The sequence below is a fragment of the Kitasatospora sp. Ki12 genome, from assembly GCF_054601375.1.
Window position 1 is genome coordinate 1,808,320 of record NZ_BAAIHT010000002.1, and the last position, 26,235, is coordinate 1,834,554.

21 protein-coding genes are annotated in these 26,235 nt (G+C 73.4%); 10 read left to right on the top strand and 11 right to left on the bottom strand.

Annotated elements, in window-relative coordinates; genetic code table 11:
• Nucleotides 1–108: 108 nt before the first annotated feature.
• Complete coding sequence (locus ACYP53_RS25345; RefSeq protein WP_459649091.1) at nucleotides 109–3,318, top strand: M28 family peptidase; 3,210 nt, start codon at nucleotides 109–111, stop codon at nucleotides 3,316–3,318.
• A gap of 135 nt (nucleotides 3,319–3,453) precedes the next feature.
• Here ACYP53_RS25345 and ACYP53_RS25350 read toward each other — a convergent pair whose 3' ends face one another.
• Entirely contained in the window at nucleotides 3,454–4,098 is a 645-nt protein-coding gene (locus ACYP53_RS25350) for a hypothetical protein (protein ID WP_459649092.1), read from the bottom strand.
• 281 nt (nucleotides 4,099–4,379) lie between these two features.
• The gene (locus ACYP53_RS25355; RefSeq protein ID WP_459649093.1) at nucleotides 4,380–5,021 is read right to left on the bottom strand and encodes a hypothetical protein; all 642 of its coding nucleotides are present in this window, start codon (nucleotides 5,019–5,021) and stop codon (nucleotides 4,380–4,382) included.
• Nucleotides 5,022–5,245: 224 nt separating this feature from the next.
• On the opposite strand from ACYP53_RS25355, the gene ACYP53_RS25360 reads away from it, so the two are divergent.
• The 4 genes from ACYP53_RS25360 to ACYP53_RS25375 all read left to right on the top strand — a co-directional run bounded on the left by ACYP53_RS25360 (nucleotide 5,246) and on the right by ACYP53_RS25375 (nucleotide 10,429).
• Complete coding sequence (locus ACYP53_RS25360; RefSeq protein WP_459649094.1) at nucleotides 5,246–6,484, top strand: cytochrome P450; 1,239 nt, start codon at nucleotides 5,246–5,248, stop codon at nucleotides 6,482–6,484.
• A 165-nt stretch (nucleotides 6,485–6,649) separates the two neighbouring features.
• Entirely contained in the window at nucleotides 6,650–7,156 is a 507-nt protein-coding gene (locus ACYP53_RS25365) for a carboxymuconolactone decarboxylase family protein (RefSeq protein WP_189921178.1), read from the top strand.
• A 203-nt stretch (nucleotides 7,157–7,359) separates the two neighbouring features.
• Nucleotides 7,360–9,117: a penicillin-binding transpeptidase domain-containing protein gene (locus ACYP53_RS25370; protein WP_459649095.1), complete on the top strand. Its 1,758-nt coding sequence runs from the start codon at nucleotides 7,360–7,362 to the stop codon at nucleotides 9,115–9,117.
• 190 nt (nucleotides 9,118–9,307) lie between these two features.
• Nucleotides 9,308–10,429, top strand: coding sequence for a hypothetical protein (locus ACYP53_RS25375; protein ID WP_459649096.1), 1,122 nt, complete (start codon nucleotides 9,308–9,310; stop codon nucleotides 10,427–10,429).
• 76 nt (nucleotides 10,430–10,505) lie between these two features.
• On the opposite strand, the gene ACYP53_RS25380 is transcribed toward ACYP53_RS25375, so the two are convergent.
• Nucleotides 10,506–11,003, bottom strand: coding sequence for a nitroreductase family deazaflavin-dependent oxidoreductase (locus tag ACYP53_RS25380; protein ID WP_189921187.1), 498 nt, complete (start codon nucleotides 11,001–11,003; stop codon nucleotides 10,506–10,508).
• 146 nt (nucleotides 11,004–11,149) lie between these two features.
• Here ACYP53_RS25380 and ACYP53_RS25385 point away from each other — a divergent pair, with 146 nt between their 5' ends.
• Nucleotides 11,150–11,878 (top strand): TetR/AcrR family transcriptional regulator, encoded by a 729-nt coding sequence (locus tag ACYP53_RS25385; RefSeq protein ID WP_459649097.1) that lies wholly within the window; start codon nucleotides 11,150–11,152, stop codon nucleotides 11,876–11,878.
• Nucleotides 11,879–11,916: 38 nt separating this feature from the next.
• Here the strand turns inward: ACYP53_RS25385 and ACYP53_RS25390 are convergent, their stop codons facing one another.
• The gene (locus tag ACYP53_RS25390; RefSeq protein ID WP_189921192.1) at nucleotides 11,917–13,134 is read right to left on the bottom strand and encodes an RNA polymerase sigma factor; all 1,218 of its coding nucleotides are present in this window, start codon (nucleotides 13,132–13,134) and stop codon (nucleotides 11,917–11,919) included.
• Nucleotides 13,131–13,502 (bottom strand): YciI family protein, encoded by a 372-nt coding sequence (locus ACYP53_RS25395; protein ID WP_189921194.1) that lies wholly within the window; start codon nucleotides 13,500–13,502, stop codon nucleotides 13,131–13,133. The genes ACYP53_RS25390 and ACYP53_RS25395 overlap by 4 nt, the downstream gene beginning before the upstream one ends.
• Nucleotides 13,503–13,662: 160 nt before the next feature.
• Here ACYP53_RS25395 and ACYP53_RS25400 point away from each other — a divergent pair, with 160 nt between their 5' ends.
• Complete coding sequence (locus ACYP53_RS25400; protein ID WP_459649098.1) at nucleotides 13,663–14,613, top strand: RNA-guided endonuclease InsQ/TnpB family protein; 951 nt, start codon at nucleotides 13,663–13,665, stop codon at nucleotides 14,611–14,613.
• Nucleotides 14,614–14,780: 167 nt separating this feature from the next.
• On the opposite strand, the gene ACYP53_RS25405 is transcribed toward ACYP53_RS25400, so the two are convergent.
• Nucleotides 14,781–16,037: a helix-turn-helix domain-containing protein gene (locus tag ACYP53_RS25405; protein WP_459649099.1), complete on the bottom strand. Its 1,257-nt coding sequence runs from the start codon at nucleotides 16,035–16,037 to the stop codon at nucleotides 14,781–14,783.
• A gap of 241 nt (nucleotides 16,038–16,278) precedes the next feature.
• Between ACYP53_RS25405 and ACYP53_RS25410 the strand changes: the two genes are divergently transcribed.
• Both ACYP53_RS25410 and ACYP53_RS25415 read left to right on the top strand, forming a co-directional pair.
• Nucleotides 16,279–17,043, top strand: coding sequence for a DUF4232 domain-containing protein (locus ACYP53_RS25410; protein WP_459649100.1), 765 nt, complete (start codon nucleotides 16,279–16,281; stop codon nucleotides 17,041–17,043).
• A 201-nt stretch (nucleotides 17,044–17,244) separates the two neighbouring features.
• A complete protein-coding gene (locus ACYP53_RS25415) occupies nucleotides 17,245–18,150 on the top strand; it encodes a UTP--glucose-1-phosphate uridylyltransferase (RefSeq protein WP_189921202.1) in 906 nt (301 codons plus the stop codon).
• A 136-nt stretch (nucleotides 18,151–18,286) separates the two neighbouring features.
• Here ACYP53_RS25415 and ACYP53_RS25420 read toward each other — a convergent pair whose 3' ends face one another.
• Entirely contained in the window at nucleotides 18,287–19,576 is a 1,290-nt protein-coding gene (locus ACYP53_RS25420; RefSeq protein ID WP_459649101.1) for an FAD-dependent monooxygenase, read from the bottom strand.
• A 446-nt stretch (nucleotides 19,577–20,022) separates the two neighbouring features.
• Here ACYP53_RS25420 and ACYP53_RS25425 point away from each other — a divergent pair, with 446 nt between their 5' ends.
• Nucleotides 20,023–20,592, top strand: a complete 570-nt coding sequence (locus ACYP53_RS25425) for a hypothetical protein (RefSeq protein WP_459649102.1) — start codon at nucleotides 20,023–20,025, stop codon at nucleotides 20,590–20,592.
• 46 nt (nucleotides 20,593–20,638) lie between these two features.
• Here the strand turns inward: ACYP53_RS25425 and ACYP53_RS25430 are convergent, their stop codons facing one another.
• From ACYP53_RS25430 to ACYP53_RS25445, 4 genes are all read right to left on the bottom strand, one after another.
• Nucleotides 20,639–21,049: a peptidase inhibitor family I36 protein gene (locus ACYP53_RS25430; RefSeq protein WP_189921208.1), complete on the bottom strand. Its 411-nt coding sequence runs from the start codon at nucleotides 21,047–21,049 to the stop codon at nucleotides 20,639–20,641.
• A 69-nt stretch (nucleotides 21,050–21,118) separates the two neighbouring features.
• Nucleotides 21,119–22,258, bottom strand: a complete 1,140-nt coding sequence (locus ACYP53_RS25435; RefSeq protein WP_459649103.1) for a nucleotide disphospho-sugar-binding domain-containing protein — start codon at nucleotides 22,256–22,258, stop codon at nucleotides 21,119–21,121.
• A 38-nt stretch (nucleotides 22,259–22,296) separates the two neighbouring features.
• On the bottom strand, nucleotides 22,297–23,652 hold the full coding sequence (locus ACYP53_RS25440) for an ATP-grasp domain-containing protein (protein WP_189921212.1): 1,356 nt from the start codon (nucleotides 23,650–23,652) through the stop codon (nucleotides 22,297–22,299).
• A 142-nt stretch (nucleotides 23,653–23,794) separates the two neighbouring features.
• Complete coding sequence (locus ACYP53_RS25445; protein ID WP_459649104.1) at nucleotides 23,795–25,876, bottom strand: PEP/pyruvate-binding domain-containing protein; 2,082 nt, start codon at nucleotides 25,874–25,876, stop codon at nucleotides 23,795–23,797.
• Nucleotides 25,877–26,235: the final 359 nt, after the last annotated feature.

Below are 26,235 nucleotides of genomic sequence, written 5' to 3' on the forward strand. Positions count from 1 at the left end.
GGCACCCGAGCGCGGACGGCCCGCACGGCCGTCCCCCGAACACGGCCAGCGGTGCGCCACCAGCCACTGCCGTCCGCGGTCGAGGACCCCCACATACGAGGAGCCTCGATGCAACGCAGGATGTCCACCGGGCGGTTGCTCACCACGGCGACCACCCTGACCGTGCTGGCCGGCCTGATCGCCGCCACTGCGGGGCCGGCCACCGCCGCGCCCACCCCCTCCCCAGCACCACCGAGCGCCCTGTCCGCCGCCGTCAACGCCGCCGACGCGGCCGCCGCGGCCGGCCTGGACGCGCTGGCCAAGGGCCCCGACGAGACCTATGAGCGCAAGGCCGTCACCCCGTGGGTCGGTGGCCTCTACTCCGTCGCCTACGAGCGCAGCTACCGCGGCCTGCCCGTGGTCGGCGGCGACGCGGTGGTGCTCGCCGACGGTCAGGGCAAGGTCCGCGGCCTGCAGTCCGCCGCCCCCGGCCCGGTCGGCGGCTCCGTCACCCCGCAGATCAGCGCGGAGCGCGCGGAGCAGACCGCGCGCACCGAGCTGGCCGTCGTGAAATCGGTGGAGTCGAACCGCCTGGTCGTCCGGGTCAAGGACGGCAACGGCGGCCGGCTCGCCTGGGAGACCGTGCTCAACGGCTCCAAGGGCGCCGCCCCGAGCCGGCTGCACGTCTTCGTCGACGCCGCGAGCGGCGAGGTCATCGACAGCTACGACGACGTCCACGCCGGCACCGTCAACAGCAAGTGGAACGGCCCGGCGCCGGTCACCATCAGCACCACCGGCTCGGGCGGCTCGTACTCGCTGCGCGACCCCAACCGGCCCGGCCTGACCTGTTCCGACTACAGCACCGGCCAGGTCTTCTCCAAGTCCAGCGACTCCTGGGGCACCGGCAGCCCCACCAGCAAGGAGACCGGCTGCGGCGACGCGATGTTCGCGGCCCAGAAGGAATGGGACATGCTCCGCGACTGGCTGGGTCGCAACGGGCACAACGGCAACGGCGGCAGCTGGCCGGTCAAGGTCGGCCTCAACGACGTCAACGCCTACTGGGACGGCAGCTCGATATCCATCGGCCACAGCCAGGCCAACGAGTGGATCGCCTCGATCGACGTGGTCGGCCACGAATTCGGCCACGGCATCGACCAGTACACCCCGGGCGGCGCCAACAACGAGGCCGGGCTGGGCGAGTCCACCGGTGACATCATGGGCGCGCTCACCGAGGCCTACGCCAACGAGCCCGCGCCGTACGACAACCCGGACTACCTCGTCGGCGAGATGATCAACCTGGTCGGCAGCGGTCCGATCCGCAACATGTACAACCCCTCGCAGGTCGGCAACAACCCCAACTGCTACTCCTCCTCCATCCCGAACACCGAGGAGCACGCGGCGGCCGGCCCGCTGAACCACTGGTTCTACCTGCTGGCCGAGGGCTCCAACCCGGGCGGCGGCAAGCCCACCAGCCCGACCTGCAACAACTCCACGGTCACCGGCATCGGTATCAAGGACGCCGGCCGGGTCTTCTACGGCGGCATGCTGCTCAAGACCAGCGGCATGACCTACAAGCGCTACCGCACCGCCACCCTGACGGCGGCGAAGAACCTGGACCCGTCCTGCACCTTCTTCACCCGGGCCAAGGCCGCCTGGGACGCGATCAGCGTGCCCGCGCAGAGCGGTGACCCGAGCTGCACGCCGTCCGGCACCAACGACTTCTCGCTGTCGCTCGGCCCGGCGTCCGGCTCGGTCCAGCCCGGCGCCTCGACCACGGCGACCGTCGGCACCGCGCTGACCTCGGGCACCGCGCAGTCCGTCAACCTGAGCGTCTCCGGCGCCCCGGCCGGCGTCACCGCGACGGTCAGCCCCTCCTCCGTGCAGACCGGCTCGTCCGCCACGCTGACCCTGGCGGCCTCGGCGAGCGCCCCGGCCGGCAGCTACGTGATCACCGTCACCGGCACCGCCGGCGCGGCGACCCACACCGCCCAGTACACCCTGACCGTCGGCGGCGGGGGCACCCCCGGCGGGCCCGCGCCCGACATCGACGTCGCCAAGGTCCAGGCCCACCTGTCGCAGCTGAACGGCATCGCCAACCAGAACGGCGGCAACCGCCGGGCGGGCACCGCCGGGCACAGCCAGTCGGTGGCGTACATCAAGGGCAAGCTGCAGGCGGCGGGTTACACCGTCAGCGAGCAGACCTGCACCTCCTGCACCTACCAGTCCAACAACCTGATCGCCGACTGGCCCGGCGGCCCGTCCGACCAGGTCACCATGTTCGGTGCGCACCTGGACAGCGTCGGAGCCGGCCCCGGCATCAACGACAACGGCTCCGGTTCGGCCACCCTGCTGGAGAACGCGCTCGTGCTCGCCCAGCAGAACCCGACGCTGACCCGGCACGTCCGGTTCGCCTGGTGGACGGGTGAGGAGCAGGGCCTCCAGGGCTCGCAGTTCTACGTCGGCCAGCTGGGGTCGAGCCAGCGCTCCGCGATCAAGGCGTACTACAACTTCGACATGGTCGGCTCGCCCAACGCCGGCTACTTCATCAACAACATCTCCTCCTCGGCCTCCGCGCCGATGAAGGCCTACTGGGACTCGCTCAACCTCCAGCCGGAGGAGAACGTCGAGGGCCAGGGCCGCTCGGACGACTACTCCTTCCAGCAGGCCGGCATCCCGACCTCGGGCTACGCGGCCGGCGCCAGCGACACCAAGTCCTCCTCGCAGGCGGCCAAGTGGGGCGGTCAGGCGGGCCGGTCCTACGACTCCTGCTACCACCAGTCCTGCGACACCACCGGCAACATCGACGCGACGGTGCTCAACCGCAGCGCCGACGGCGTGGCCTACACCATCTGGAAGACCTCGGTCGGCGGCACCACGCCCACCAACGACTTCTCCCTCTCGGTGAACCCCGGCAGCGCCACCGTCAAGCCCGGTGAGAGCGCCAGTGCGACGGTCGCCACCGCGACCACCTCCGGCTCCGCCCAGACGGTCAACCTGTCCGCCTCGGGCGCCCCGGCCGGCGTCACGGTCTCGTTCAGCCCGTCCTCGGTGCAGTCCGGCGGCTCGGCGACGGTCACCGTCGCGACCTCCGCCTCCACCGCGGCCGGCACCTACAGCATCACCCTGACCGGGGCCGGCTCGGCCACCCACAGCACCACCTTCTCGCTGGTCGTGGGCAACGGGAACCCCGACCCCAGCGGCACCTGGACGGCCGGCACCACCTACAAGGCGGGCGACACCGTGACCTACAACGGCGTCACCTACGTCTGCGTCCAGGGCCACACCGCCCAGGTCGGCTGGGAGCCGCCGATCGTCCCCGCGCTCTGGCAGCCGGTGTGATCGAGGCGACCTGACCGGGGCGATCTGATCAGGACGACCTGACCGGGGCGTTCTGACCGACGCCCGGTGAAAGCCGCTGCGCCGCGGTCCGTCGAGGGGGACGGACCGCGGCGCAGCCGTGTGCGGGGCCGGTGGTCAGCCCGGGTGGAAGGCGACCCGGACGGTGGCGTCGAAGGGGAGGATCAGCCCGTTGCCGCTCTGCCAGGTCCAGGTGCGCGGGACGAGGAACATCCGGCCGCCGGAGTGCGCCAGCAGCCGCAGGCCCTCGTAGCGGTACCGGAACCGCGCCCCCTCCGCCACCTCGGGCAGCACCGTCTCCCGCACCCCCTCCCACCCAAGGTGCAGGCGCTCCGAGGTGTCCAGGATGACCGCCGGACGCCGGTAGAGGTGGTGGGCGAGCTGCTCGGCGTCGGCCGTCCCCTTCTGCTGGGCGTAGCCGCCGACCGCCCAGTACGAGCAGAGCACGACGATCGCCACGCTGATGCCCAGCGCCGCGCGCTCCCCGGTGAGCGGGTAGTCCGCGCCGGTGCTGCGCACGTACATCAGCCGGGCCAGCACCGCGAGCAGCAGCGCGCCGCCGATCAGCAGCGGGGTGCCCATGGGGCCGGCGTCGACCACCTCGAAGCCGGCCAGGAACCCGAGCACCAGCAGCGGGACCACCAGCGCGGTGACGGCCAGGCAGACCCACCGCACGGTCCGGACGCCATCCGCGCCGCCGCCAGCCGCCCTGGTCGCGAGGTGGTAGCCGAGCGCGCCGACCAGCGCCCCGCACAGCGCCACCCCGGCCGGGACGTAGAGCGCGGGGGAGCTGCGCAGCAGCAGGTCCTGGGTGGCGAAGCCGATCGTGCCCGCGTCGATGCCGAAGTAGCTGTAGAGCGAGCTGGTGTAGGCGTAGCCGAAGAAGAAGAGCAGCGCGGTGAGGAGGGTGGTCGGGGCGACCCAAGTGGCGAGCTTGGCGATCCAGTCGGTCCAGGGCCGCGCCGGCGGCTGCGGCGACTGTTGCGCCGGTTGTTCCGCCGGCGCCCGCCTCGGTTCGTCCGGGGGCTCCTCCTCGGCAGTGGTCAGGGGTTGCTCCCGGCGCCGATAGTGGCACCGCCGTACAGGCTGACACCGCCGTACGGGGTCGCCTCGACGCTGGGGGTGGAGCCGGTGCCGGAGGTGGAGCCGTCGTCCGGGACGGTGATGATCTCCACGGTGCCCACGGCCTGGACCTGCTTGCTGTCGCCGTCGACCGTCACCGTCAGGCAGATCGTGCGGCTGGTGGTGCCGGGCGTCCACCGCGGAAGGGTGAACTCGGCCCGTTCGGTCTCGCCGTCGACCACCTGGACCGGTCGCGAGGCGGGGGTGGCGAACCTCGACGTGCCGCAGTCGGCGACCTTGCTGATCGTCGCCCGGAAGCTGGTCCTCGCGGGGAAGGACAGCTTGATCAGGGCCTTGTTGTCGGTGCCCTGGACGTTCGCCGAGGGCTCGCCGGCGGTCCGGAACCCGCCCTGGTTCCCGGTGTCCTGGGTCCGCTGCTCCCCGGTCTGACCGCCGTCGCCGTTCTGGCCGTTGCCGTTCGGGCCGCTGTCGCTCCGCTGGGCCGAGGCCGAGTCGCCGCCACCGCCGCCGCAGGACACCAGGGCCGGTACGAGCAGGGCGGCCGCCAGCCACCGGGCCGCTCGGCCGGCTGTGCCGCCTCCGATGTGCCGGGTCCCGGGCATGCGTTCTCCCATCCGCGCGCGAGCGTGGGCCGGTCGGCCCCGCCGCACGGTACCCGTTCGCATACGGCCCGGCGGGCCGCCGCGCGGTCGCCGGCCAGGCCCGCCGCCCGGTCGGCGCAGCCGTGTGAGCACCGGACGGCCGGGCATGGAGTCGGCATAGAGTCGGAGCGGACGAACCGTCAGCAGCACCCGTCAGCCGTCATCGGACCGAAAGGACCCCCACCGTGAGCACGGACACCCGCCCGGTACCGGAGCTGGCACCCGAGGCCGTCGAACAGTGGCGCACCGAGGGTGCCGAGCTCGTCGACCTGCTGGCCCGGGCCCGGCGCGGCGTCGGCGGGATCGCCGCGTTCCGGCTCGGCCCGGAGCCGACCGTCCTGGTCACCGACCCGGCGGCGGTGCAGCACGTCCTGGGCCGCCACCCGGACCGGTACGTCAAGCGCTCGCACCGCGCCCGGATGCTCGTCGGCGACGGCGTGCTGTCCGCCACCGGGGATGCCTGGAAGCGCCAACGGCGGCTGCTGCAGTCACAGTTCACCGGCACCGGGATGCGCCGGTACGAGCAGCGGATCGCGGCGGCGGCGCGCCGCACCGCCGAGCGCTGGGCCGGCTACCGGCGCAGCGGGGAGACCTTCGACGTCGGCGAGGAGATGCGCCGCTTCGCCCTGGACACCGTCTGGCGGGCGCTCACCGGACTGCCCCTGGACGACCGGACCGACCGCGAACTCCGCGCGGTCGAACGGGTGGTGGCCGCCATGCCGAAGCTGCCGACCGACGCGGCGGACGCCCGGGACGCCGTCGCCGAGGACCTGGCGCTGGTCGACGCCGTGGCGCACGCCGCCATCGACGCGGCGCGCGAGGCCGGCCCGACGGAGGAGCCCGGCGTGCTCCGGGTGCTGCTGGAGGCGGGCGACCAAATCCCCGCGTACACCGACCGGTTGATCCGCGACGAGCTCGTCACCCTGCTCGTCGCCGGGCACGAGACCACCGCCACCACGCTCACCTGGCTCTTCCTGCTCCTCGACGAGCACCCCGAGGCCCGGACGGCCGATCCGCAGGCGCTGGTGAGCGAGACCCTGCGGCTCTATCCCTCCGCCTGGCTGCTCCCCCGGCACGCCACGCAGGACGACGTCATCGAGGGCCACCACATCGCCGCCGGAACGGACGTGCTGGTCTGCCCGTACCTCATCCACCGCGACCCGGCCCTGTGGCCCGACCCCGAACGCTTCGACCCGGCCCGCTTCGCCCCGGGCTCGGAGCGCCCCGGCCACCTCGGCGCCTACCTCCCCTTCGGCCTCGGCGCCCGCGCCTGCCTGGGCACCCAGTTCGCCCTCCGGGAGACCACGGCACTGCTGGAACTCCTGCTGCCGATGGGCGAGTTGGCCTACGTCAGCAAGCCGAAGGGCGCCGCCTACAGCATCACCGTACGGCCGGACGGACCTTCGCCCGCCGTCCTGCGCTGAGCGGGCCGGCGCCGGGGAGCGCGACACGGGCGGGCCCGCGCCGGGGAGCGCGAAACGCGCGGGCCCGCACTGTCACACCCGGGCGCCGGGATCCGTCGGGGAGGTGACGGCACCGCTGATCGCACCGATCACGGCGACCCCGCCGCTCCCGAGAGGAACACCACGATGACCAGCCGATCCATCACCGCCGAGGTCCCGCAGCGCCCCCGCATGGCCCAGGACCCGGTGCAGCTCGTGCCCGCCCTCGCCGAGGTCTCGGCCGCGCTGTTCAAGGCCACCGGCAACCGCTCGGTGCCCCGCACCACCATCAGCCTGGTCCAGCTGCGGGCCGGCCAGATCGCCGGCAGCACCTACCTGACCGTCCTGCACACCGGCTTCCTCCGCAAGGCCGACGAGACCGAGGAGCGCATCGCCTCGGTGTCCTCCTGGCAGGACTCGCCGTACTTCACCGCCCCCGAGCGGGCCGCCCTCGCCCTGGTCGAGGCCGCCCTCCAGCCCAACCAGCACGGCGAGCGCGTCTCCGACGCCCTGTACGCCGAGGTCGCCGAGCACTACGACGAGGAGGCCCTGGCCACCCTGATGATCGCCATCGGCCAGGTCAACTTCTTCACCGCCATCGCCCTGATCGCCAAGCCCGTCCCGGGCCGCTCCTTCACCGACCCCTGGGCCTGACCGTTCCCTTCCGGCCACGGGAGCGCCTACCGGGCAACTCCGCCCGGCGGGCGCTCCCGCTGTCGACCGATCACCGGTGTCCGCATAGGCTGGTCCGCGCTCGAACGGACTGGCGATCGACCGCCCGTCCGTCCGGGCCCGCGGGCCGGGATGCCGGAGGGGGCAGGTCCGCGGGACACGAAGGACACAGGGGGACGAGAGACATGCGTGAAGAGCGGGAACCCGACGGGTACGCCGGGTACACCGAACTCGACGAGGACCACGTCGAGTACGTCGAGTACGAGGACGGGACCGGGCACGAGGGGGAAGCCCCGCGCCGCTCCGGCGCGCGGAAGGCCGTGCTGGTCGCGGTCGGCGGGGTGTTCGCCGCGCTGCTGGCGGTCGGCGGGTACGGCCTCTACAACATCGTGAACGCCGTGCAGGGCGGCAACCCGTCGAGCGGCGGCAGCGGCACCCAGGGGTCCGACACCGCGGCGAAGGCCCCGCAGACACCGCCGACCGCCGAGCAGGCCGCGGCGGTCGCCAAGGACTTCCTGGCGGCCTGGGGCCGCGGGGACGTCACCGCCGCCTCCGCACTGACCAACCGGCCGGAGACGGCCCGCGCCGCGCTGGCCGCCTTCCACGAGAACGTGCCGGCCCGCACCCTCGCGCTGACCGGGACGGGCCCGGCGGCGACCGGCACGGCGGAGGAACCGGCCGTCGGCTTCCGGGTGAAGGCCGAGTTCGAGGGCGCGACGGGCGCCTGGGAGTACGACAGCACGCTCAGCGTCGTCCGGGGCGAGAGCGGCAAGGCCGTCGTGCGCTGGGCGCCGACCGTGCTCCACCCCCGCCTCGGGCCGGGCGGGACGATCGCCGTGAAGGCGCTGCCCGACCCGGTCACCAAGCCGGCCGACCGCAACGGCAAGCCCCTGGAGGGCTTCCCCTCGCTGGCCGCCGTCCTGCCCAAGATCGCGCCCGCCGACGGGGAGACCGTGGTCAACGGGCGGGCCGTGGTGCTCTCCGGCGGCGCCGGGAAGGAGCCCGAGCAGCTGTTCGTACTGACCCCGCCGAGCGCGCCGCAGGTCAAGCTGACGCTGGACGCCGACCTCCAGCGGGTCGCCGAGGAGGCCGTCAAGCAGCAGGCCGCGGGCGGCAAGCCGGCCTCGCTGGTAGCCGTCCAGCCGAGCACCGGCCACATCCTGGCGATGGCCTTCTCGCCCAGCGGGTACAACCGCGCGGTCTCCGCCGGCCAGCCGCCCGGCTCCACGATGAAGGTGATCACCTCGGCTGCCCTGCTGCAGGCCGGCGTGACCCCGGACACCGTGGTGCCGTGCAAGAACACCACCAACTCCCCGCGCCCGTGGCACAACGACGAGCCGGGCGACTTCCCCTCGTACACGCTCACCGACGACTTCAGCCACTCCTGCAACACCGGCTTCATCGACAAGGGCCTGGAGAAGCTGCAGCCCGGCACGCTCGCCAAGGTGGCCCGCGACCAGTTCGGCCTCGGCCTGGAATGGCACATCGGCATCGACAGCCGGGACGCCACGATCCCGCTGCCGGCGGACAAGGACGAGGCCGCCGCCGAGTACATCGGCCAGGGCAAGATCCAGGTCAACTCGCTGGCGATGGCCTCGGTCGCCGCCACCGTGCAGAGCGGAACGTTCCGCCAGCCCGTCCTGCGGGAGGACGCCAAGCGCGCCACCGCCCCCGGGAAGCTCCCCGCCGGCGTCGCTCAGGACCTGCGCGCCATGATGGCCAAGACCGCCACCCAGGGCACCGCCCGCGCCCCGATGTCCGGCCTCACCGGCCAGATCGGCGCCAAGACCGGCACCGTCGAAACCGGCGGCCAGTCCACCAACAGCTGGTTCATCGCCTACCGCGGCGACCTCGCCGTCGCCGCCGAGGTCGACGGCGGCGGCCACGGCAACAGCGCGGCCGGCGTGGCGGCGGCCCAGGTCCTCAAGGCGGGCAAGGGCTGACGGCTGCCCCGTCGACCCGCGCGGCCGTACGTACGTCCGCACGGGTCGGCGGGGCCCGGCGTTCAGCGCTCAGGACCGCCAGCGCGGGGCCCGCGCCACTGCAACCGGAGCGGAAAAGGGCTTGCCGAAACCGGAGTTCGGGTGTCACCATCGGCGCCATGATCTTCAGAATCGAGCCCCTCACCCGCTGGTGAGCGCCGCTTCCGGGCCGCTGTCGCCCGGCATCCCGAGCAGCTTCCACGACCACGCGCTGCGCCTGCACCGGCTGACGCCGGACGGCCCGCTCCCCCGGGACGGTGCGCCGTACCCGGACGGCGGGCGGCCCCGCCCCAAGGCGCCGGACGACCTGCGGACGGCGGACGTTCCGGTCGCCCGCCTCCTGGACGGGCACTTCGCCCGGCCCTCCGCGCCGCTCCGGGAGCTGGCCGACGCGCTCGGCGAGCTCTACGTCCCGATCCACCCCCGCGAGTCCGTCACCGCGGCCGCCCACCGGGCCGACCCGGAACGCGTCCGGCGCACCGGACGGTGGCTGGTGCGCCACGGGACCGACGAGGGCAGCGTCGTGACGGGGCTCGCCCTGCTCGCCGAGGTCGGCACCACGGCCGACATCCCGCTGATCCGGACCATCGGACTGCTGTCCAACACCTTCGGCCCGCTCGCGGCACGCGCGCTCGAACGGCTCGACGGGGGCACGGCCCACCTGCTCTGGCTGGCCGACCGGACGGCGGGCTGGGGGCGGGTCTACGTCGTCGAGGCGCTCTGCCGGCTCGACGACCCGGCCGCCCGCCCCTGGCTGCTGCGCAAGGCGATCGACGGCGACTTCCTCAACGGCTACTTCGCGGGCCGGGTCGCCGTCGCCGGCCGACTGCACGAGGCCGTCCCGGAGTTCGGGCGGGACCGCGAACTCCTCCACCACACCGGACACTTGCTCTACATGCTGACGCACAGCTCGGGCATGGGGATGACCCTGGGCCACTACCCCCACTCCGCCGCCGTCCTGGCGGCCCACGCCCGGCACGCCGGCGATGCGCCACCGACCGTCGAGACCTTCCAGTTCGTGGCCACCCTGGCCCTGCACCTGGCCACCGCGTCCGCCGAGGACTGCGGCTGCACCGAGGAGCAGCGCACCGCCGTGCTCGCCGCGTACCTCGCCGTCCTCGACCGCGAGGACTGGTGCGAGACGGCCCGCGCCGCCCTGGCCGCGCGCGACCGGTGGCTGCTCTGGTTCGCCGACCACAGCCGGCCCCGGCTGCGCCTGCGGGCGTTCGAGGACCGGGCACCGGCCACCGAGAGCCCCGGGGAGGGGAACTGATGCCCGTTCACATCGCGTACCTCGGCACCGGCCCGTACCTGGAGAAGGGCCGGGAGCACCGCCTCGGGTGGCCGGGTCAGCCGGCGGTGACGCGGAAGACCGGGTAGCCCGGGGCGACCCGGAGCAGCTCCTCGGCCGGGGCGTCCGGGCCGATCCCGTCGAAGAAGTAGCCGACCTCCCACTTCCATCGGCGCAGGTAGGCGCGCAGCACCTCGGGCTTGTCGGCGTCCGGGAGTTCGGTGGCGTGGAAGACCTCGGCGCGGCGGCCGACCCGCAGTTCGCCGGTGCCGGCCGCCCGGAGGTTGCGCACCCACTGGGTGTGGCCGCGCGGGGCGACCAGGTAGCGCTCGCCGCCGTGGGTGAGCAGGTTGACGGGATTGGTGCGCCATTCGCCGCTCTTGCGGCCCCGGACGGCGAGCACCCGGGAGCCCCAGAGGCTCACGCCGGCCCGGGTGAGGGCGGCGACCGCGCGGTTGGTCAGCCGGTTGGCGGCGGCGCCGAGGCGGGTGGTGGGCGCGACCAGGCGGGTGGTGGGGTCGGTCGGCCGGGGGTTCGGGTTCTCGGTGCTGGACATCGGCCTGCCTCGATTCTGTGACTACCGCTTCTTTTCAAGAGCACTGCTCTCGTTTTGACATCCTCAGCATGGCACCGGCGGGCACCCAAAGCAAGAGCAGTGCTCTCACTTGTGTGCACCGCTCCGACATGTGGCAGGCTGGCCCCATGCCAGCGATCCGGACCGCCCGCGCACGGGCCCGCGAGGAACTCACCCGCGAGATCAAGCAGGAGGCGCGCCGCCAGCTCGCGTCCGTCGGCGCCCAACAGCTGTCGCTCCGGGCCGTCGCCCGCGAGCTGGGCATGGCCTCCTCCGCCCTCTACCGCTACTTCCCCAGCCGGGACGAGCTGCTGACCGCGCTGATCATCGACGCGTACAACGAGCTCGGCGACGCCGCCGACCACGCCCTGGCCGGCACGTCGCAGGCCGGCACGTCGCAGGCCGACACGTCGCAGGCCGGCACGGAGCAGGCCTCCCCCCGCGACCGCTGGTGCGCCCTGTGGACCGCCACCCGGGACTGGGCCCGCGCCAACCCCCACGAGTTCGCCCTGGTCTTCGGCACCCCGGTGCCCGGCTACGCGGCGCCCCGGACCACGGTCGAACCCGCCGCCCGGCTGCCCCTCGCCCTGATCGGCGTGGTCCGCGACGCCCCGCTGCGGCCCACCCCGCCCGGCCCCCCGCCACAGGGCGCCCTGCCCGGACAGCTGACCGCGCTCGCCGCCGCCTTCGCCCCCGGCCTGCCGCCGCACGTCGTCGCCCGCGGGGTGTCGGCCTGGGTCCAGCTCATCGGCCTGATCGGCTTCGAGCTCCACGGCCACCTGGTCGGCTCGCTCGACCCGGCGGACGACTTCTTCACCTGGACGGCGGCGCAGACGGCCGACGCGATCGGGCTCTGAGCGGGGCGGGCCCTGGGGCGCTCGGGCAGGCGGCGGGGTCAGCTCGGCCGGAGCCGCGCCGCCCGCCCCTCCAGGTACCGCTGCTCGGCGAGGCTCGCCGTCCCCCTGGCGGCGCGCCGGTAGTGCTCGTACGCCCCCGCCCGGTCGCCGTCGCGCTCCAGCAGGTGTGCCCGGACCGACAGCAGGCGGTGGTGTCCGGCCATCCGGGCGTCGGTGTCCAGGGTGGCGAGCAGGTCCAGGCCCGCCCGCGGGCCCTCGGCCTCGGCGAGGGCGACGGCGCGGTTGAGGGTGACCACCGGGTTCGGCGCGATCCGCTCCAGGACCAGGTAGAGGCCGTACACCTGCCGCCAGTCGGTGTCCGCGGCGGTGGGCGCGTCGGCGTGCGTGGCGGCGATGGCGGCCTGCACCAGGTACGGGCCGAGCTCCGGTCCGGCCAGCGCCGCCTTGACCAGCGCGGTGCCCTCGTCGATCAGCTCGCGGTCCCACGCCGTACGGTCCTGCTCGTCCAGCGGCACCAGGTCGCCGGCGGCGGTCGTCCGGGCGGCGCGGCGGGCGTGGGTCAGCAGTATCAGGGCGAGCAGCCCGGCCACCTCGCCGTCCCCGGGCAGCTGCGCGTACACCGACCGGGTCAGCCGGATCGCCTCCCGGGCGAGGTCGGGCCGGTCCAGCTCGCTGCCCGAGGACGCGGTGTAGCCCTCGTTGAAGATCAGGTAGAGCACGTGCAGGACGACCCGCAGCCGTTCCTCGCGCTCGGCGCCCGCGGGCGCGGCGAACGCGCTCCCGGCGGCCCGGATCCGCTGCTTGGCCCGGCTGATCCGGGCCGCCATCGTGGCCTCCGGCACCAGGAACGCCCGGGCGATCTCGGCCGTGGTCAGCCCGCCGACCGCCCGCAGGGTCAGCGCGGTCTGGGAGGCGGCGGTCAGCGCCGGGTGGCAGCACAGGAACAGCAGCAGCAGCGTGTCGTCGGTGTCCGGCACCTCCTCCGGCACCACCTCGGCGGCCGCCGTCGCCGACTCCCGCTCGCGGCGCGCCCGGTCGCTGCGCACCTGGTCGACCAGCCGCCGGGAGGCGACCGTCACCAGCCACCCGCGCGGGTTGTCCGGCACCCCCTCCGACGGCCACTGCACCGCGGCGGCGAGGACGGCCTCCTGCACCGCGTCCTCGCAGCCCTCGAACCGGCCGTACTTGCGGACCAACGTGCCGAGGACCTGCGGCGTGAGCCCACGCAGCAGGTCCTCGATGCCGGGTGCTGTCATGCCTCCAAGTTTCCGTCGGAGAACATCACCTGCCGCACCTCGACGCCCAGGCCCTCGATCCGGGTGTCCGGGATCCGGGCCGCCAGCTCGATCGCGCGCTCCTTGTCCTCGCAGTCGACCAGGTAGAAGCCGCCCAGGAACTCCTTGGCCTCCAGGAACGGCCCGTCGGTCACCACCGGCTGCCCGTTGCGGACCTTCACCACGGCGGCCTGCGACGGGTCGACCAGCGCCTGGGTCAGGATCAGCTCGCCGGACTCCTTCAGCTCCTCGATGAACGTGCCGTGCCCGGCGCCGATCGCCGCCTTCTCCTCGTCGGTCAGCGCGTCCAGCACGGCCGGGTTGATGTGCAGACTGATCAGGAACTTCATCAGAGTCCTTTCGTGGATACCCCCGGCTTCAGCCGGGGCAGGAAACGAGACTCCCGCGTAGCGGGGCAGGGATAGGCAGACCGCCGTCAAGGCGGTGTGCCATCTCGGTAGGTGATTACCAATCACATGGTCACAAGCAGTGGTTGCTAGTGTGTGATCCGTGGCGACCACCCATGTGAAGCGGGCGTTCAAGTACCGCTTCTACCCGACCGATATGCAGGCGGCTGAGCTGTCTCGCACGTTCGGGTGCGTGCGGAAGGTCTACAACATGGCGCTCCAGGCCCGCACCGAGGCATGGACGCTACGCCAGGAGCGGGTCAACTACAACCAGACGTCGGCGATGCTGACGGCGTGGAAGAAGACCGGGGAACTGGCCTACCTGTCCGAGGTGTCCAGCGTCCCGTTGCAGCAGACGCTCCGGCATCTGCAAGGGGCGTTCGCCAACTTCTGGACCAGGCGGGCGAAGTACCCGACGTTCAAGTCGCGGAAGAAGTCCCGCAAGTCCGCCGAGTACACGAGCTCGGCGTTCCGCTTCCGGAACGGATCGCTGACCCTGGCGAAGATGGCCGAGCCGCTGGAAATCGTGTGGTCGAGGCCGCTGCCCGAGGGGACGGTCCCATCGACGGTGACGGTGTCGCAGGACGCGGCCGGACGCTGGTTCGTCTCCGTGCTGTGCGACGACCGGCCGGCCATGCCCGAGCCGGTGAACACGGCGGTCGGGATCGACATGGTCAGGAATCACACGCTCGCCCGCGCCATCAGCGACGCGAGCTGGACCGAGATGCGGTCCATGCTGGAGTACAAAGCAGCCTGGTACGGCCGGGACCTGGTGGTCGTGGACCGCTGGTTCCCATCGTCCAAGCTGTGTTCGGCCTGCGGCATCCTGCGGGGCATGATGCCACTCAACGTCCGCGAGTGGACGTGCGGCTGCGGAGCGGTCCACGACCGGGACGTGAACGCGGCGATCAACATCCTGGCCGCCGGACTGGCGGTTGCAGCCTGTGGAGACGGTGTAAGACCTCAACGGAGCACTCCGGGCGGGCATTCGTCGATGAAGCAGGAAGTCGTCCCGCCGCAGCGCTCACGCGCAGCGGCTCAGCCGCGAGGCTGAGGGGAACCCCCCTCGTTTGCGAGGGGGAGGAAGTCAACTCGTGACTCCCTCGGGTGCGCGGGCCTCGGCGGGGCCGCTTCGACCGGTGGTCGGAGCGGGCGCCGCCGTCTTGACGTCCTCCGCCGGACATCCCGCACGAATTCTTCCCGTCAAGAACCGGCCGCCGCTCAGCCGCCCGTCCGCTTGATCCACTCGCCGCCGCCCGGCGGGTAGTCGTAGCCGGGGCGGCCGACGTCGGCGCTGGTGCGGAAGGGGGTGCCGCTGTTGTCGACGCGGACGGTGCCCCGGCGGCCGCCGCTGGACCACTCCAGCGTCAGGTCCCAGCGGACGTCGTGCGCCTTGGTGTGCGCGGTGACGTAGAAGACCTCGGGATCGGACTTGCTGACCTTGTACGGGAAGTCGCGCTGGCCGCCCTTCACGGTGACCGCCGGGCTGCCCCGGTCCAGGTCGACGTCGAAGGACTTGGTCTCGACCCCGCCTCCGCAGCCGACACCCATCGCGTAGTCGTTCCAGGCGAGCGGCGCGCCCTTGGCCGCGATCCGCACGTGCAGCGCCTCCAGGACGACGGTCTCCGCCCCGGTGCCCTGGACGGTCAGGGCGACCAGCTGCTCACCGGAGGAGACCGCGCCGAAGGCGGCGGCCCAACGGGGTGCGTCGCTCTCGCCGGCGGGCGGACCGACCTGGGCGGGACCGCTGTTGACGAGGAAGTGCTGGCTGCACTGGTCCTCGTAGACGTACGGGCGGGTGCGGACCGTGAGCGGCGGGGGCGCGGTCTCGGACGGGGTGGGGGTGGGACCGGCGGTTGGTGTGGCGGTCGGGCTCTGCGGCGGCGCGGGGTCGGGCGGGGTGGGGGCGGAGGGGGACGGGTCCGGCGCGACCGCCGCACCCGTCGCCGTCGTGGCCGTACCCGTCGTGGCGGTGCCCGTCGACGTGGCACCGGCCGCCTGCCGGTCGCCCGCGTCGTCCCCGCCCCAGATCGCGGGGCGCACCACGACCACCACGGCGGCCAGCAGCACGACGGCCACGGCGGAGGCGATCAGCGCGGTACGGCGGCGCCGCGGCGGTACGGGCGGCGGCGCCACCTCGACGACCGGCTCCACGGCCGACGGCGGCACCACGGCCGACGGCAGATCGACCGCTGGCGGCTCCACCGCCGACGGCGACTCAACGGCCGGCGGCGGCTCCGCGACCGGCGCCCGGTCCGCCCGGCGGCCCCGGCCCGCGTCCGCCACGATCCAGTTCCGGTGCAGCTCCACCAGCTCGTCCGGGGTCGCCCGGCACACCCGCGCGAAGCGCTCCACCGGCGTGTACTCGTTGGGCAGCGCCGTGCCGCTGCAGTAGCGGTGCAGCGCCGACGTGCTCATGTGCAGCCGCTTGGCCAGCGTTCCGTAGCTCAGGCCCGAGCGGGTCTTGAGTTCGCTCATCAACCGCGCGAACTCCTCCGCCCCGGCGTCCCCTGTTCCGTCCGACACCCGACTTCTCCGTTCCCCCCGCGTCCCGTTCCAGCGTTCCAGGCTCGACTCGTTTCCCCTGGTCAGAGCCGGTCACGCCGTTCCACCTTACCCATCGTGCCGACGGTGCCGGCGGCCGGGACGGAACGCCCCGCAAGCTCCGGTCATCCGATCACCGCACCACCTGCACGAATGCCGAAAGGGGCACGCCCACATGTCCGTCCGTACCTCCCGCACCCGTCTGATCACCGCCGCCGCGGGCATCGCGCTCGCCGCCCTCTCGATGACCGCGTGCGACGACCACGGGGACATCGCGACCGCGACCGGCCCCTCGCTCAAGGCCACCCCCTCGGCCGCGTCCACCCCTTTCGTCCCGGCGCCCACCGGCCCCACCACCACCCCAACCACCGGCACGGGCACCGGTACCTCCTCCGGCACCTCCTCCGGTCCCACCGCTGAGGCCCCGCCCCCCGCGCCCCGGCCCACCGGCCCGAAGCCCGCCACCCCCGCACCGAAGTCCCCCGCGGCTCCCCCGGCCCCGGCCGCCCAACCGGTCACCTGCACCGGCTCCACCACGAAGACCACCGCCGCCCCGCTGAACCGACCGGTCAACCACCTGCTGCTCATCGTCACCAACACCGGCCCCGGAACCTGCCACCTCCACGGCTACCCCGCCGTCCGCTTCGGCGAGGCCCAGTCCGTACCCCCGGTCATCGCCGACTCCAAGCCCCAGGCCGTCGTCACCCTCCAGCCCGGCCAGTCCGGCTACGCCTCCGTCAACCTCTCCTCCGCCGACGGCACCGGCAACACCGACGGCCACACCACCACGACGCTCGCCGTCCACTTCCACGGCCCCTCCGGCGACGAGAGCGTCGGCACCCCGGCGAACCCGTCGCTACCCGCCACCGGCGTCTACGTCGACGACTCCCTCAAGGTCACCTACTGGCAGCAGTCCATGGACGACGCCCTGTCCTGGTGACACCGCCACCCCCCGGTTCGAGGGGCAACCGTCGGCCGCGCCCTGGTGAACGGCCGAGGAATTCTTGATCATGCCCCAACTCCCCACCCGGTCACGGCAAATAATCACACCACAACCCTTGGTAGCGTGGCGTCACCACGACCTCGTGCACCACACGACGCGTACCGAGGACCGCACCACCGTCGAGACGAGAGAGGGCACATGGCCCCCAGGACGATCCGCCGAGCCGTCATCCCCGCCGCCGGGCTCGGTTCCCGCCTCCTGCCACTGACCAAGGCCACGCCGAAGGAGATGCTTCCGGTCGGCGACAAGCCGGTGATCGAACACACCGTCCGCGAGCTGATCGAGAGCGGCATCACCGACATCACCATCGTCGTCAACGGCGACAAGGGCATGATCCAGGAGCACTTCCGCCCCAACCCCGTCCTCGTCGACCAGCTGCGCCGCGACGGCAAGGCGGCCTTCGCCGACGCGGTCGAGGAGGTCGGGGAGCTGTCCCGCCGGGGCCACATCAGCTACCTGTACCAGCACGGCCCGTACGGCAACGGCACCCCGGTGCTCAACGCCGCCCGCCACTTCGGCGACGAGCCCTGCCTGGTGCTCTGGCCGGACGACGTCTTCGTGGCCGACGTCCCCCGCGCGCAGCAGCTGATCCGGGCGTACGAGCAGACCAACGCGCCGGTCCTCGCGCTGATGCCGATGGCCCCCGAGGACTCCTACCGCTACGGCGTACCGGTGGTGAAGGAGGACCTCGGCGGCGGCTCCCTGCGGATCAGCGGCCTGGTCGAGAAGCCCAAGCCGGTCGACGCCCCCTCCGCGTACGCGGCCATCGGCGGCTACGTCATCACCCCCGGCATCGTCGACGAGCTGCGCGAACTCACCCGCCGCTGGCACGAGAAGCCGGAGGACGAGGTCTACCTGACCGACGCCATCAACGCCTACGCGGCCCGCCGCGCCGTCTACGGCCAGGTCATCGCCGGCACCTGGTACGACACCGGCAACCCCGCCGCCTACCTCCGCGCCCAGTTCGCCGCCGCCCTCGCCAACCCCGAGTACGGGCCCGACCTGCGCAGGCTCGCCGCCGAACTCGCCCCGCCGACGGAGTAGTCGGCCGATCGCCGGAGGGCCCCGCAGGCTGCCGAGGGGGTGGTGCGGCCCGGGAGCCCTCCGGGGCCCCTCGGCAGACCCGTCCGGGGCCCGTCGGCGGACCTGCCCGGGGCCCGTCGGCGGACCCGTCCGGCCCTCAGTAGTCCGGCAGGTCGAAGGCGGTGGCGGCGCGGAAGGCCGCCTCCATCTCCACCCCGGGCACGTCGAAGCCCGCGAGGGCGTCACCCGGCGCACCGTCGTCCCCGGGCTCGGCATCGGACCCGTAGAGGTCGGCGGTCAGTTCGAGGATGGCCTGGTTGGCCGCCACGTGGTCGCGCAGCCGCCGCTCGTAGGCGGGGAAGGCGGCGCGGTGGTCGCCGCCCGCGGCGCGCAGTTCACCGGCCAGCACGTAGGCGGCGGTCAGGGCCACGCTGGTGCCCTGGCCGGTGAACGGGGAGCAGCAGTAGCCGGCGTCGCCGAGCAGGGCGACCCGGTCGTTGGACCAGCGGTCCATCCGGATCTGGGCGACGACGTCGTAGTGGAACGCCTCCGTCTCCCACATCGCCTCCAGGAAGCGCGGCACCTCCCAGCGCAGGTGGGCGCAGCGGTCGGCGACCAGCCGGCGCTGCTCGGTACGGTCCCGGGGCAGCATCCGGTCGAGCGGCTCGTCGGTGGCGAAGCCGACGAAGACGCGCAGTTCGGTGTTGTCGCGGACGGTCATCGCCATGCAGTGCCAGCCGGCGCCGGACGCGTGGATGACCTCCCAGCGGTCGAGACCGAGGTGGTTGGGGACGCTCCAGCCGGCGATGTACGTGTTGATGGGGTGCAGGTAGTCGGCCTCGGGGCCGAAGACCAGACGGCGGGTGTTCGAGTGCAGGCCGTCGGCGCCCACCACGAGGTCGAAGGACTGCTCGGCCCCGCCGCGGAACCGGACCTGGACGCCGTCCCCGTACTGGACCAGGGTGTCGATCGAGTCGCCGAAGCGGTACTCGACCCCCGGCCCGGCCGCGCCGGCGATCAGCTCGGCGAGTTCGTCCCGCAGGATCTCCACGTCCGGGCCGCCGACCGGCCCTCCGCTGGCCGTCCACTCGGTGGTGCGCTTCAGCTCGCGGCCGTCCCCGTCCACCAGGGACATCCCGCGCAGGCCGGTCCGGCGGGCCCGGACCTCCGCCAGCAGCCCCATCCGCTCGACGACCCGCAGGGCGTCGCCCCGGATGTCCACCGGCTGGCCGCCGCCGCGCAGCTCCGGGGCCCGCTCGACGACGGTGACCCGGAAGCCGTACCGCTCCAGCCAGTACGCGAGGGCGGTGCCGGCGATCCCGGCACCGGAGACCAGGACCGAGACCGGACGGGCGCCGCCGCCGTCCGGCGGGGCGCTGTTCGACGGGGCGCTGTTCGACGGGGCGCTGTTCGTCTGGGTGCTCTTCGACGGGTCGGTGCTCGACACGGTGGACCTCCGGTGAGTCGCTGGTGCTGTCGTGAACCACCCTGCGACCGGCCACCCACAGCACGGGAACAGACCGCTGCCACCACCGACAGGTCACCGACAGGGCACTGACAGGCCGCCGTCGGCAGCCGACCGGGGTCGTCCGCATCTGAAGGGACCCCCACGGCAGCGGCAGCCGGAAGCCCGAGGAGGAGCGGGACTTGGCGGTGCACCCCTTCCTGTGGTCGGAGGAGGCGCGGGCGGACCCGGCGCCACCAGTCGGCGGGACGTGCCGGTGCGCGAAGTCCCCGGGTCGGCCGCCGAGTTCGCGTGCGGGCCGGGGCGGGCGAACCCGGGTGTCTCGGGGAGGTGCGGCGCGGGCGCCGCCCCGGCCTCCGGTGCGGGCCCGGCATCGGATGGCGTAGTACTTCTCGCGCGGCCCTTGGGCGTTGAGAAGACTGGCCAGCGTGTCCTCCACCGTGAACGCCGGAACCTCCCTCCACGAGCGGGTCCTTGTCGGCGCGCTCCGGGCGAGGGCCGCGCGCGGCGGGCTGACCGCCGAGGCCGTGGTCCTCGCCCAGGGGCGCCTGCAGGCCCCGGCCGCCTGGCCGGCCGGTCTGCCCCGCCGCAGCAACGGCGGCGCCGGCTTCCCCAACGCCTGGCGCATCGCCCGCAGGTCCACCGCCCTGGCCTACGTCGAGGGCTACGTGATCGAGGCCGACGGCACCGTCACCCGCCACGCCTGGTGCGCCGACGAGCACGGCCGCGCCCTCGACCCGACCTGGCCCGACGGACGCGCCCGGGCCTACGCGGGCATCGGCATGGCTCTGGGCTGGGTCGCCGCCGTGCAGCAGCGCACCTGCACCCGCACCCGCTTCCCCGGTGTCCTGGACCCGACGGCCCAGCACGCCCGGGACGCCGACCGCGTCCTGACGTACGGGGTCCCGCCGGAGGCCCTCCTCCCGCTCGGCCGGGACCTCCCGGAACGGGCGCCCTACCGGCTGTCGAAGGCCCCGGCGGCCGCCCTGGTGGCGTGAGCCCCGCTGCGGCCGGCCCGGCGAGGTCCGCTGACGGCGCGGGCGGTCAGCGGTCCTCGCCGGGCGGGGTGCCGCAGCCGGGGCCGCCGGGGCCGTCGAACCGGACCGAGCTGAAGAAGTCCCGGTAGGCCGGGAAGAAGTTGCCCTTTCCGGTCGGGCCGGGGGAGGTGACGGCCGTGCAGCCGGTGTAGCCCGGGTCGGACCACAGGTGGACGGTGGACGGGGTGCGGTTCCAGTCCGACTCGGCCCGGTCGTTCATGCCGAGCGGGGCGAGGTCGGGGGTGCTGCCCCGCAGGACGACCAGGTCACCGGTGCCGTCGAGGCCGGAGAACAGGCAGTAGGCGCCGTCGGGGCACCGGTCGTACCCGTCGGCGGCCTGGGCCGGGAGGGCCGGGGTGAGGGCCAGGGCTGCCACGGCGCCGGTCAGGGCGGCGAGGATTCGCTTCGTACGCGTCATGCCCGGTGCAACGAGCCCGCGCGCTCCGGGTCATCCTCGCCCCCCTTCCTCCGGCGTCAGCCTCCGTCGTCAGCCGGCCAGGCCCGGGAGGGTGGTGAGGCGCTGTGCCACGGCGGTCGGGCTCGGCATGGTGGCGATCTCGCCACTGACCTCGCGGGCGGCCCGGCTGAGCGCGGGGTCGGTGAGCAGCCGGTCGAGCAGGGCCGGGGAGATCTCCTCGGCGGTGGCGCTGAGGCCGGCGCCGCGGTCGCGGACGGCGGCGCCGGTGATGAAGCGGTCGGAGCCGTCGGGCAGGACGAGTTGCGGCAGGCCGGCGTCCAGGGAGGAGAGGGCGCTGGTGCTGCCGCCGTGGTGGATCGCGGCGGTGCAGGTGTCGAGCAGGGCGCGCCAGGGGACCCAGCCGTGCGGGTGGACGTTGTCGGGCAGAGTCGGGAGCGTCGTGAGGTCCAATTGGCCGGTGGCCAGCACGAAGTCGGCGTCGATGTCGGCGGCCGCCTCGATCACGCGCTCGATCCGGGTCAGGCCGTCGATCCTGGGCGGCACGGTGCCCAGCGTCACGGCGACGCGCGGGCGGCGGGCGAGCGCCGCCAGCTGCTCGGGCAGGCTGACCTCGCCGTTGTAGGGGACCGGCCGCAGCAGGGAGCCGTAGTGGTCGCCCCCCGCCATGCTCGGCGGGGCGAGGTCGATGGTGTCCGCCGGTTCGGGCAGGCGGTCGATGCCGTGCCGGGCGAAGGTGTCGGCCATCTCCGCGAGCATCAGTTCGCGCAGCCGGGGCGTGCGGACGAAACCGAGGTCGTGCTGGACGGCGGGCACGCCGATGCGGGTCGCCGCGAGCAGGGCCACCGGGAACTGGTACTCGTACACCACCAGGTCGGGCCGCCAGCGGGCGGCGAGTTCGACGGCCGCGTCGGCCACCGCGCTGTTGACGTGGGCGGCCAGCGGGACGAAGGCCTCGCGGTCGGCCGCGTTGGTCTCGACGACCCGGCTGAGCAGGTCGGGCCGCTTGGTGCGGCCGGCCGCCCGGATCTCGTGGTACCAGCTCACGCCCGGGGCGAGCGGCAGGTACGGCAGTCCGGAGGCGGCGACCGGCTCGCCGCCGTCCATCGAGGTCACCGCGACCTCGTGGCCGAGTCCACGCATCGCCCGGGCCAGCGGGACCAGCGGGAAGAGATGGCCGACGCCGGGGACGCCGGCGAACAGTACACGCATCGAAAGGAACCTCGGGGAAGTGTCGGGAGATGGGCGGGTCAGCCGGCGGCGCGGTGCAGGGCGGCTTCCAGGCCGTTCAGCACCGCGTTGCAGTCGCGCCGCAGGGTCTCGGCGTCGACGGCACCGAGCAGGTAGACCCCGAGCCAGTTGCGGGAGCCCGCGGACGGGTCGAAGGCGGGCACCGGCTGTCCGGCGGGCATGGCGAAGGCGGGGACGGCCTCGATGGTGCTGCCCGGGGAGAGCATGGACTGCCAGTCCACGGCCTGCGGGTTCCAGACCGGCCGGGTGCGCCAGGGCACGCCGAAGGCGTCGGCGGGGACGACGGCGACCGAGGCCGCGGCCCGGTCGCCCTCGGTGAGCATGGCCTCGGGGTAGTCGACCGGCTCCCCGAGCAGCTGCCGGACCAGCATCCCGATCGGGTCGAGCCCGAACACCTCGTGCACCTGCCGGGTGGTCAGCAGGCCGCCGAACCGGGCCGCGGTCTCGATGACCACGAGCTCGCCGTCCTTCATCAGCTTGAGCTCGGTGTGGGTGCCGCAGTTCTCCAGGCCGAGGGCGTCGACGGCCTGCCGGGTGACCTCCTCGATCCGGCGCTGCAGCGGCACCGCCATGACGGACGGCGAGGTGCTGGCCACCTCGACGAAGGACGGCACGGTCGGCAGCTTGGCGGTGATGGCGAGCGGGCGGTGGACGCCGTCGGCGACGATCCCCTCGACGCTCACGTAGTCGCCGTAGCCGGGATCCTCGTACCAGCCCTCGGTGGAGCCCTGGGCGATCTCCTCGACCAGCCGGTCCCGGTCGGTGTCCGGGGCGTAGAGCTCGTTCATGCCGACCCGGCTGCCGGCCCGGAGTCCGCGTTCGATCTCTTCCCAGGCCGGGGCGGCGTCCGCGGCCGAGTCGAGCACGATCTGGGCGACGGAGCCGGCGCCCCAGGCCGGCTTGAGCAGCAGCGGGGGCGTGAACTCGGCCAGTGCGGCGTCCAGGTCGGCGAGGCTGTCGACGCGGCGGAACCCGGGGACGGGCACCCCGGCGGCGGCCCAGGCCTCCCGCATCAGCCGCTTGTCGCGGGCCCGGACGATCCCCTCGCCCGCGCCGGCCAGGCCGAGCCGGCGGGCGGCGTGCGCGACGGCCAGCACCGCGAACTCGGAGAGCGTGAGCACCGCGTCGGCCCCGATGGCCTCGGCGTGGGCCACGATCAGGTCGACCAGTTCGTCGCCGCGCGGCGCGTCGTGGACGGTCTCGACGGCGGTGCAGCTGGGCCGCCACAGCTCCTCGGCGGTGGTGGGCAGCGGTGCCAGCGCGAGGACGTGCAGTTCCCCGCACGCGGCGATGCGCGGGAAGGCGTACTCGAGCGGGGCTCCGCCCTTGACGTAGACGTACAGGATCCGGTTCACGGTGCTTTCTCCTGGGGGAAGTTCAGTGGGCCCGGGGCACGGTCGGCCCCGGGCGCGCCCGGCCCGTGCCGCACCCGCGCACGGCGGTGTCGCCGTGCGCGGCCGGTGGGACACGGGCCGGCGCCGTCGCACCCGGCCGGGGTCAGCCGGCGGTGCGGAAGGGACGCAGCTGCAGGAGGTCGATCCGGTCGCCCTCGATCGCCCACTCGATGTCGACCGGGACCGCGTAGTCCTCGTCGGGCGAGAAGTGCGACTGCAGCAGGCGGCTGATCAGGGCGAGGCGGCCGACGAGCTCCTTGGTCGGCCCGTCCAGGTCGGTGGCGGCGCTGCCCAGCGAGACGGTGCGGCTGCCGCCCTCCATGGTGTTGCACAGGTACTGGAGCGGGGCGCCCTCGCCGGTGACCACGTCGGTCACCGAGCGCGGCGAGATGTTGAGGTAGACGTCGCGGAAGTCCCGCGGGCTCAGCGGGTTGCAGGTGACCAGGACGCCGCCGACGGTCGCGCCGACCTGTTCCTGGATCACCACGCCCATCCGGCAGTGGTCCAGCGGGATGCCGGCCTGCTGCCGCAGCCGTACGGCGCGCGGCGAGAACAGCGAGGCCCAGACCTCCCGGACGGCGTCGAGGACCGCGTCCGTGCCGCGGACGTGCGCCACCGACTCGTACAGCCCGGCGGCGGAGAAGCCGGCCAGGTCCTCGGCGTTGGAGGAGCTGCGGACGACGAGCTCGGCGGCGCCGTACAGGTGCCGGTCGAGCGCCCGGTCGAGTTCGGCGCGGACGGGGTCGGGCAGCGGGGTGGTGCGGATCAGCCGCTGTACTTCGAGGCAGGCGCCGGTGGTGTCCGCGGCGTCCGTGGTGCCCGTGGTACCCGCGGCGTCCGCGGCGTCCGCGGTGTCCGTCGTTTCGCCCCGGAGCGCGCCGTCGAGCCGGTCCACGGCGGCGCGGAGTCCGGCCGAGGAGTCCAGGAAGCCCTGCTGGAGGGAGAACGGCAGCACGATCCCGCGCGGCACCTGGGCGTGTTCCTTGACCAGCCGCTGCGCCGCGTCGGCCAGCTCGGTGTCGTCCGCGTCCTCGGGGAGCCCGAGCTGCCGGGCCAGGTAGCGCAGCAGGTTGTCCCGGGGCGGCCGGGGGACGCGGTAGAAGCCGAGCCAGCGCGGCGAGCCGTGCTGGAGCAGGTGGGTGAGCTCGCCGAGGTTGGCGGCCTTGGTGCCGAACCGGACGTGGTCGTCCGCGCGCAGTCCGGTCAGCGCGGTGACGGGCGTGGGCGAGAGGTCGGGCCGGTCCACGGTGACGCGTTCGGCCGGCGGGGCCGGCGTCGGCCGGTCCGCGTCGTCGCGCGGCGGCGCGGCTTCCAGGTGCAGGTCGGAGCCGTCGGCCTCGACCCGGTAGCGGACCCACCGGCCGGCCAGTCCGGCGCGGTCGATCCGGTCGAGGGCGCCGATGCCGACGGCGTTGGGGATCCGCCACCCGGTGGCCATCACGTTGATGTGGGAGAGCGGGGTGGTGTGCTCGGTGTGGATGATGCCGGACACCCGGGGAACGTCCTCCGGCACCCGGGGCATCACCACGATGTCGTGCCACTCCAGCGGCTCGGGGTCGGCCCGGTACTCGGCCTCGGAGCGGAAGACCCGCAGCCGGCCGTGGGCCTCCCCGGCGTTCAGCGGCACGAACGCGGCGGTGGAGTAGAGCTCGTGGGACAGGACGCGCGGGATCTCGCTCTCCGGGATCCGCGCGACGTAGCCCTCCTGCCGGTGGTTGGCCGGCTTGAGGAGGAGCGGGAGCGACGGGTCGATGTGGGCGCGCACCCGGTGGTAGAAGGCGCGCAGCATGTCTCCGGACATGGTGTCGACGTCGACGGTCTCCAGGGACAGGAAGGGGCCGTCGGTCCGGCCGTCCTCCGCCACGCCGCCGCGGGTGTGCAGGGCGAGGGTGCCGAGCTGGAAACGGCGGTCGGGATTCCGGTAGACGTCGTCATTGAACGAATCGAGCCTGCCGGCGAGTTCGTCGATCGACATGCCGAGGATCTCGCACGCGATGTACTTGACGTGGAGCGTTCCGTCCGCGCTGTCGATGAAGTGGAGCACCGATTCGGTGCGGTCGAGCACGATCTTCACGTAGGGGTAGCCGCCGACGGTGCCGGCGAGCCGGGAGAACTCCCGGGTGGTGAGCTTTTCGCCAGTGAGACGGGGCCGCGTGGTCGCTTCGTTGCGATCCGAACGGGTCATGCGCACAGTTCAGCCATTCGTCATCGTGTACACGATCGGTGTGCACCAGGTCAGAAGGTGGTACGGCTGCACACACACTGCCATCAAATCTGAACTTCTGACGAATAGTCATTCAACATCAGGCCACTCCGAACTGTTTCGGCCACGAATACTGTCACCGCCGAAACCAAAACCGCAGGTCGGGCCGTGACAAAGGTCACAAGGTGAAGATGGAGCCTTCGATCGAGGGCGCGAAATACCGCTGAAATGTTGACCCTTGGACAATCTCTGCGCGAAATGAAACGGAATCAGATCCCTCCAGATATATGTCATGTCCACGAACTGAGGCCGCCGACCTCGCCCGGACCCGACCGTCCGAC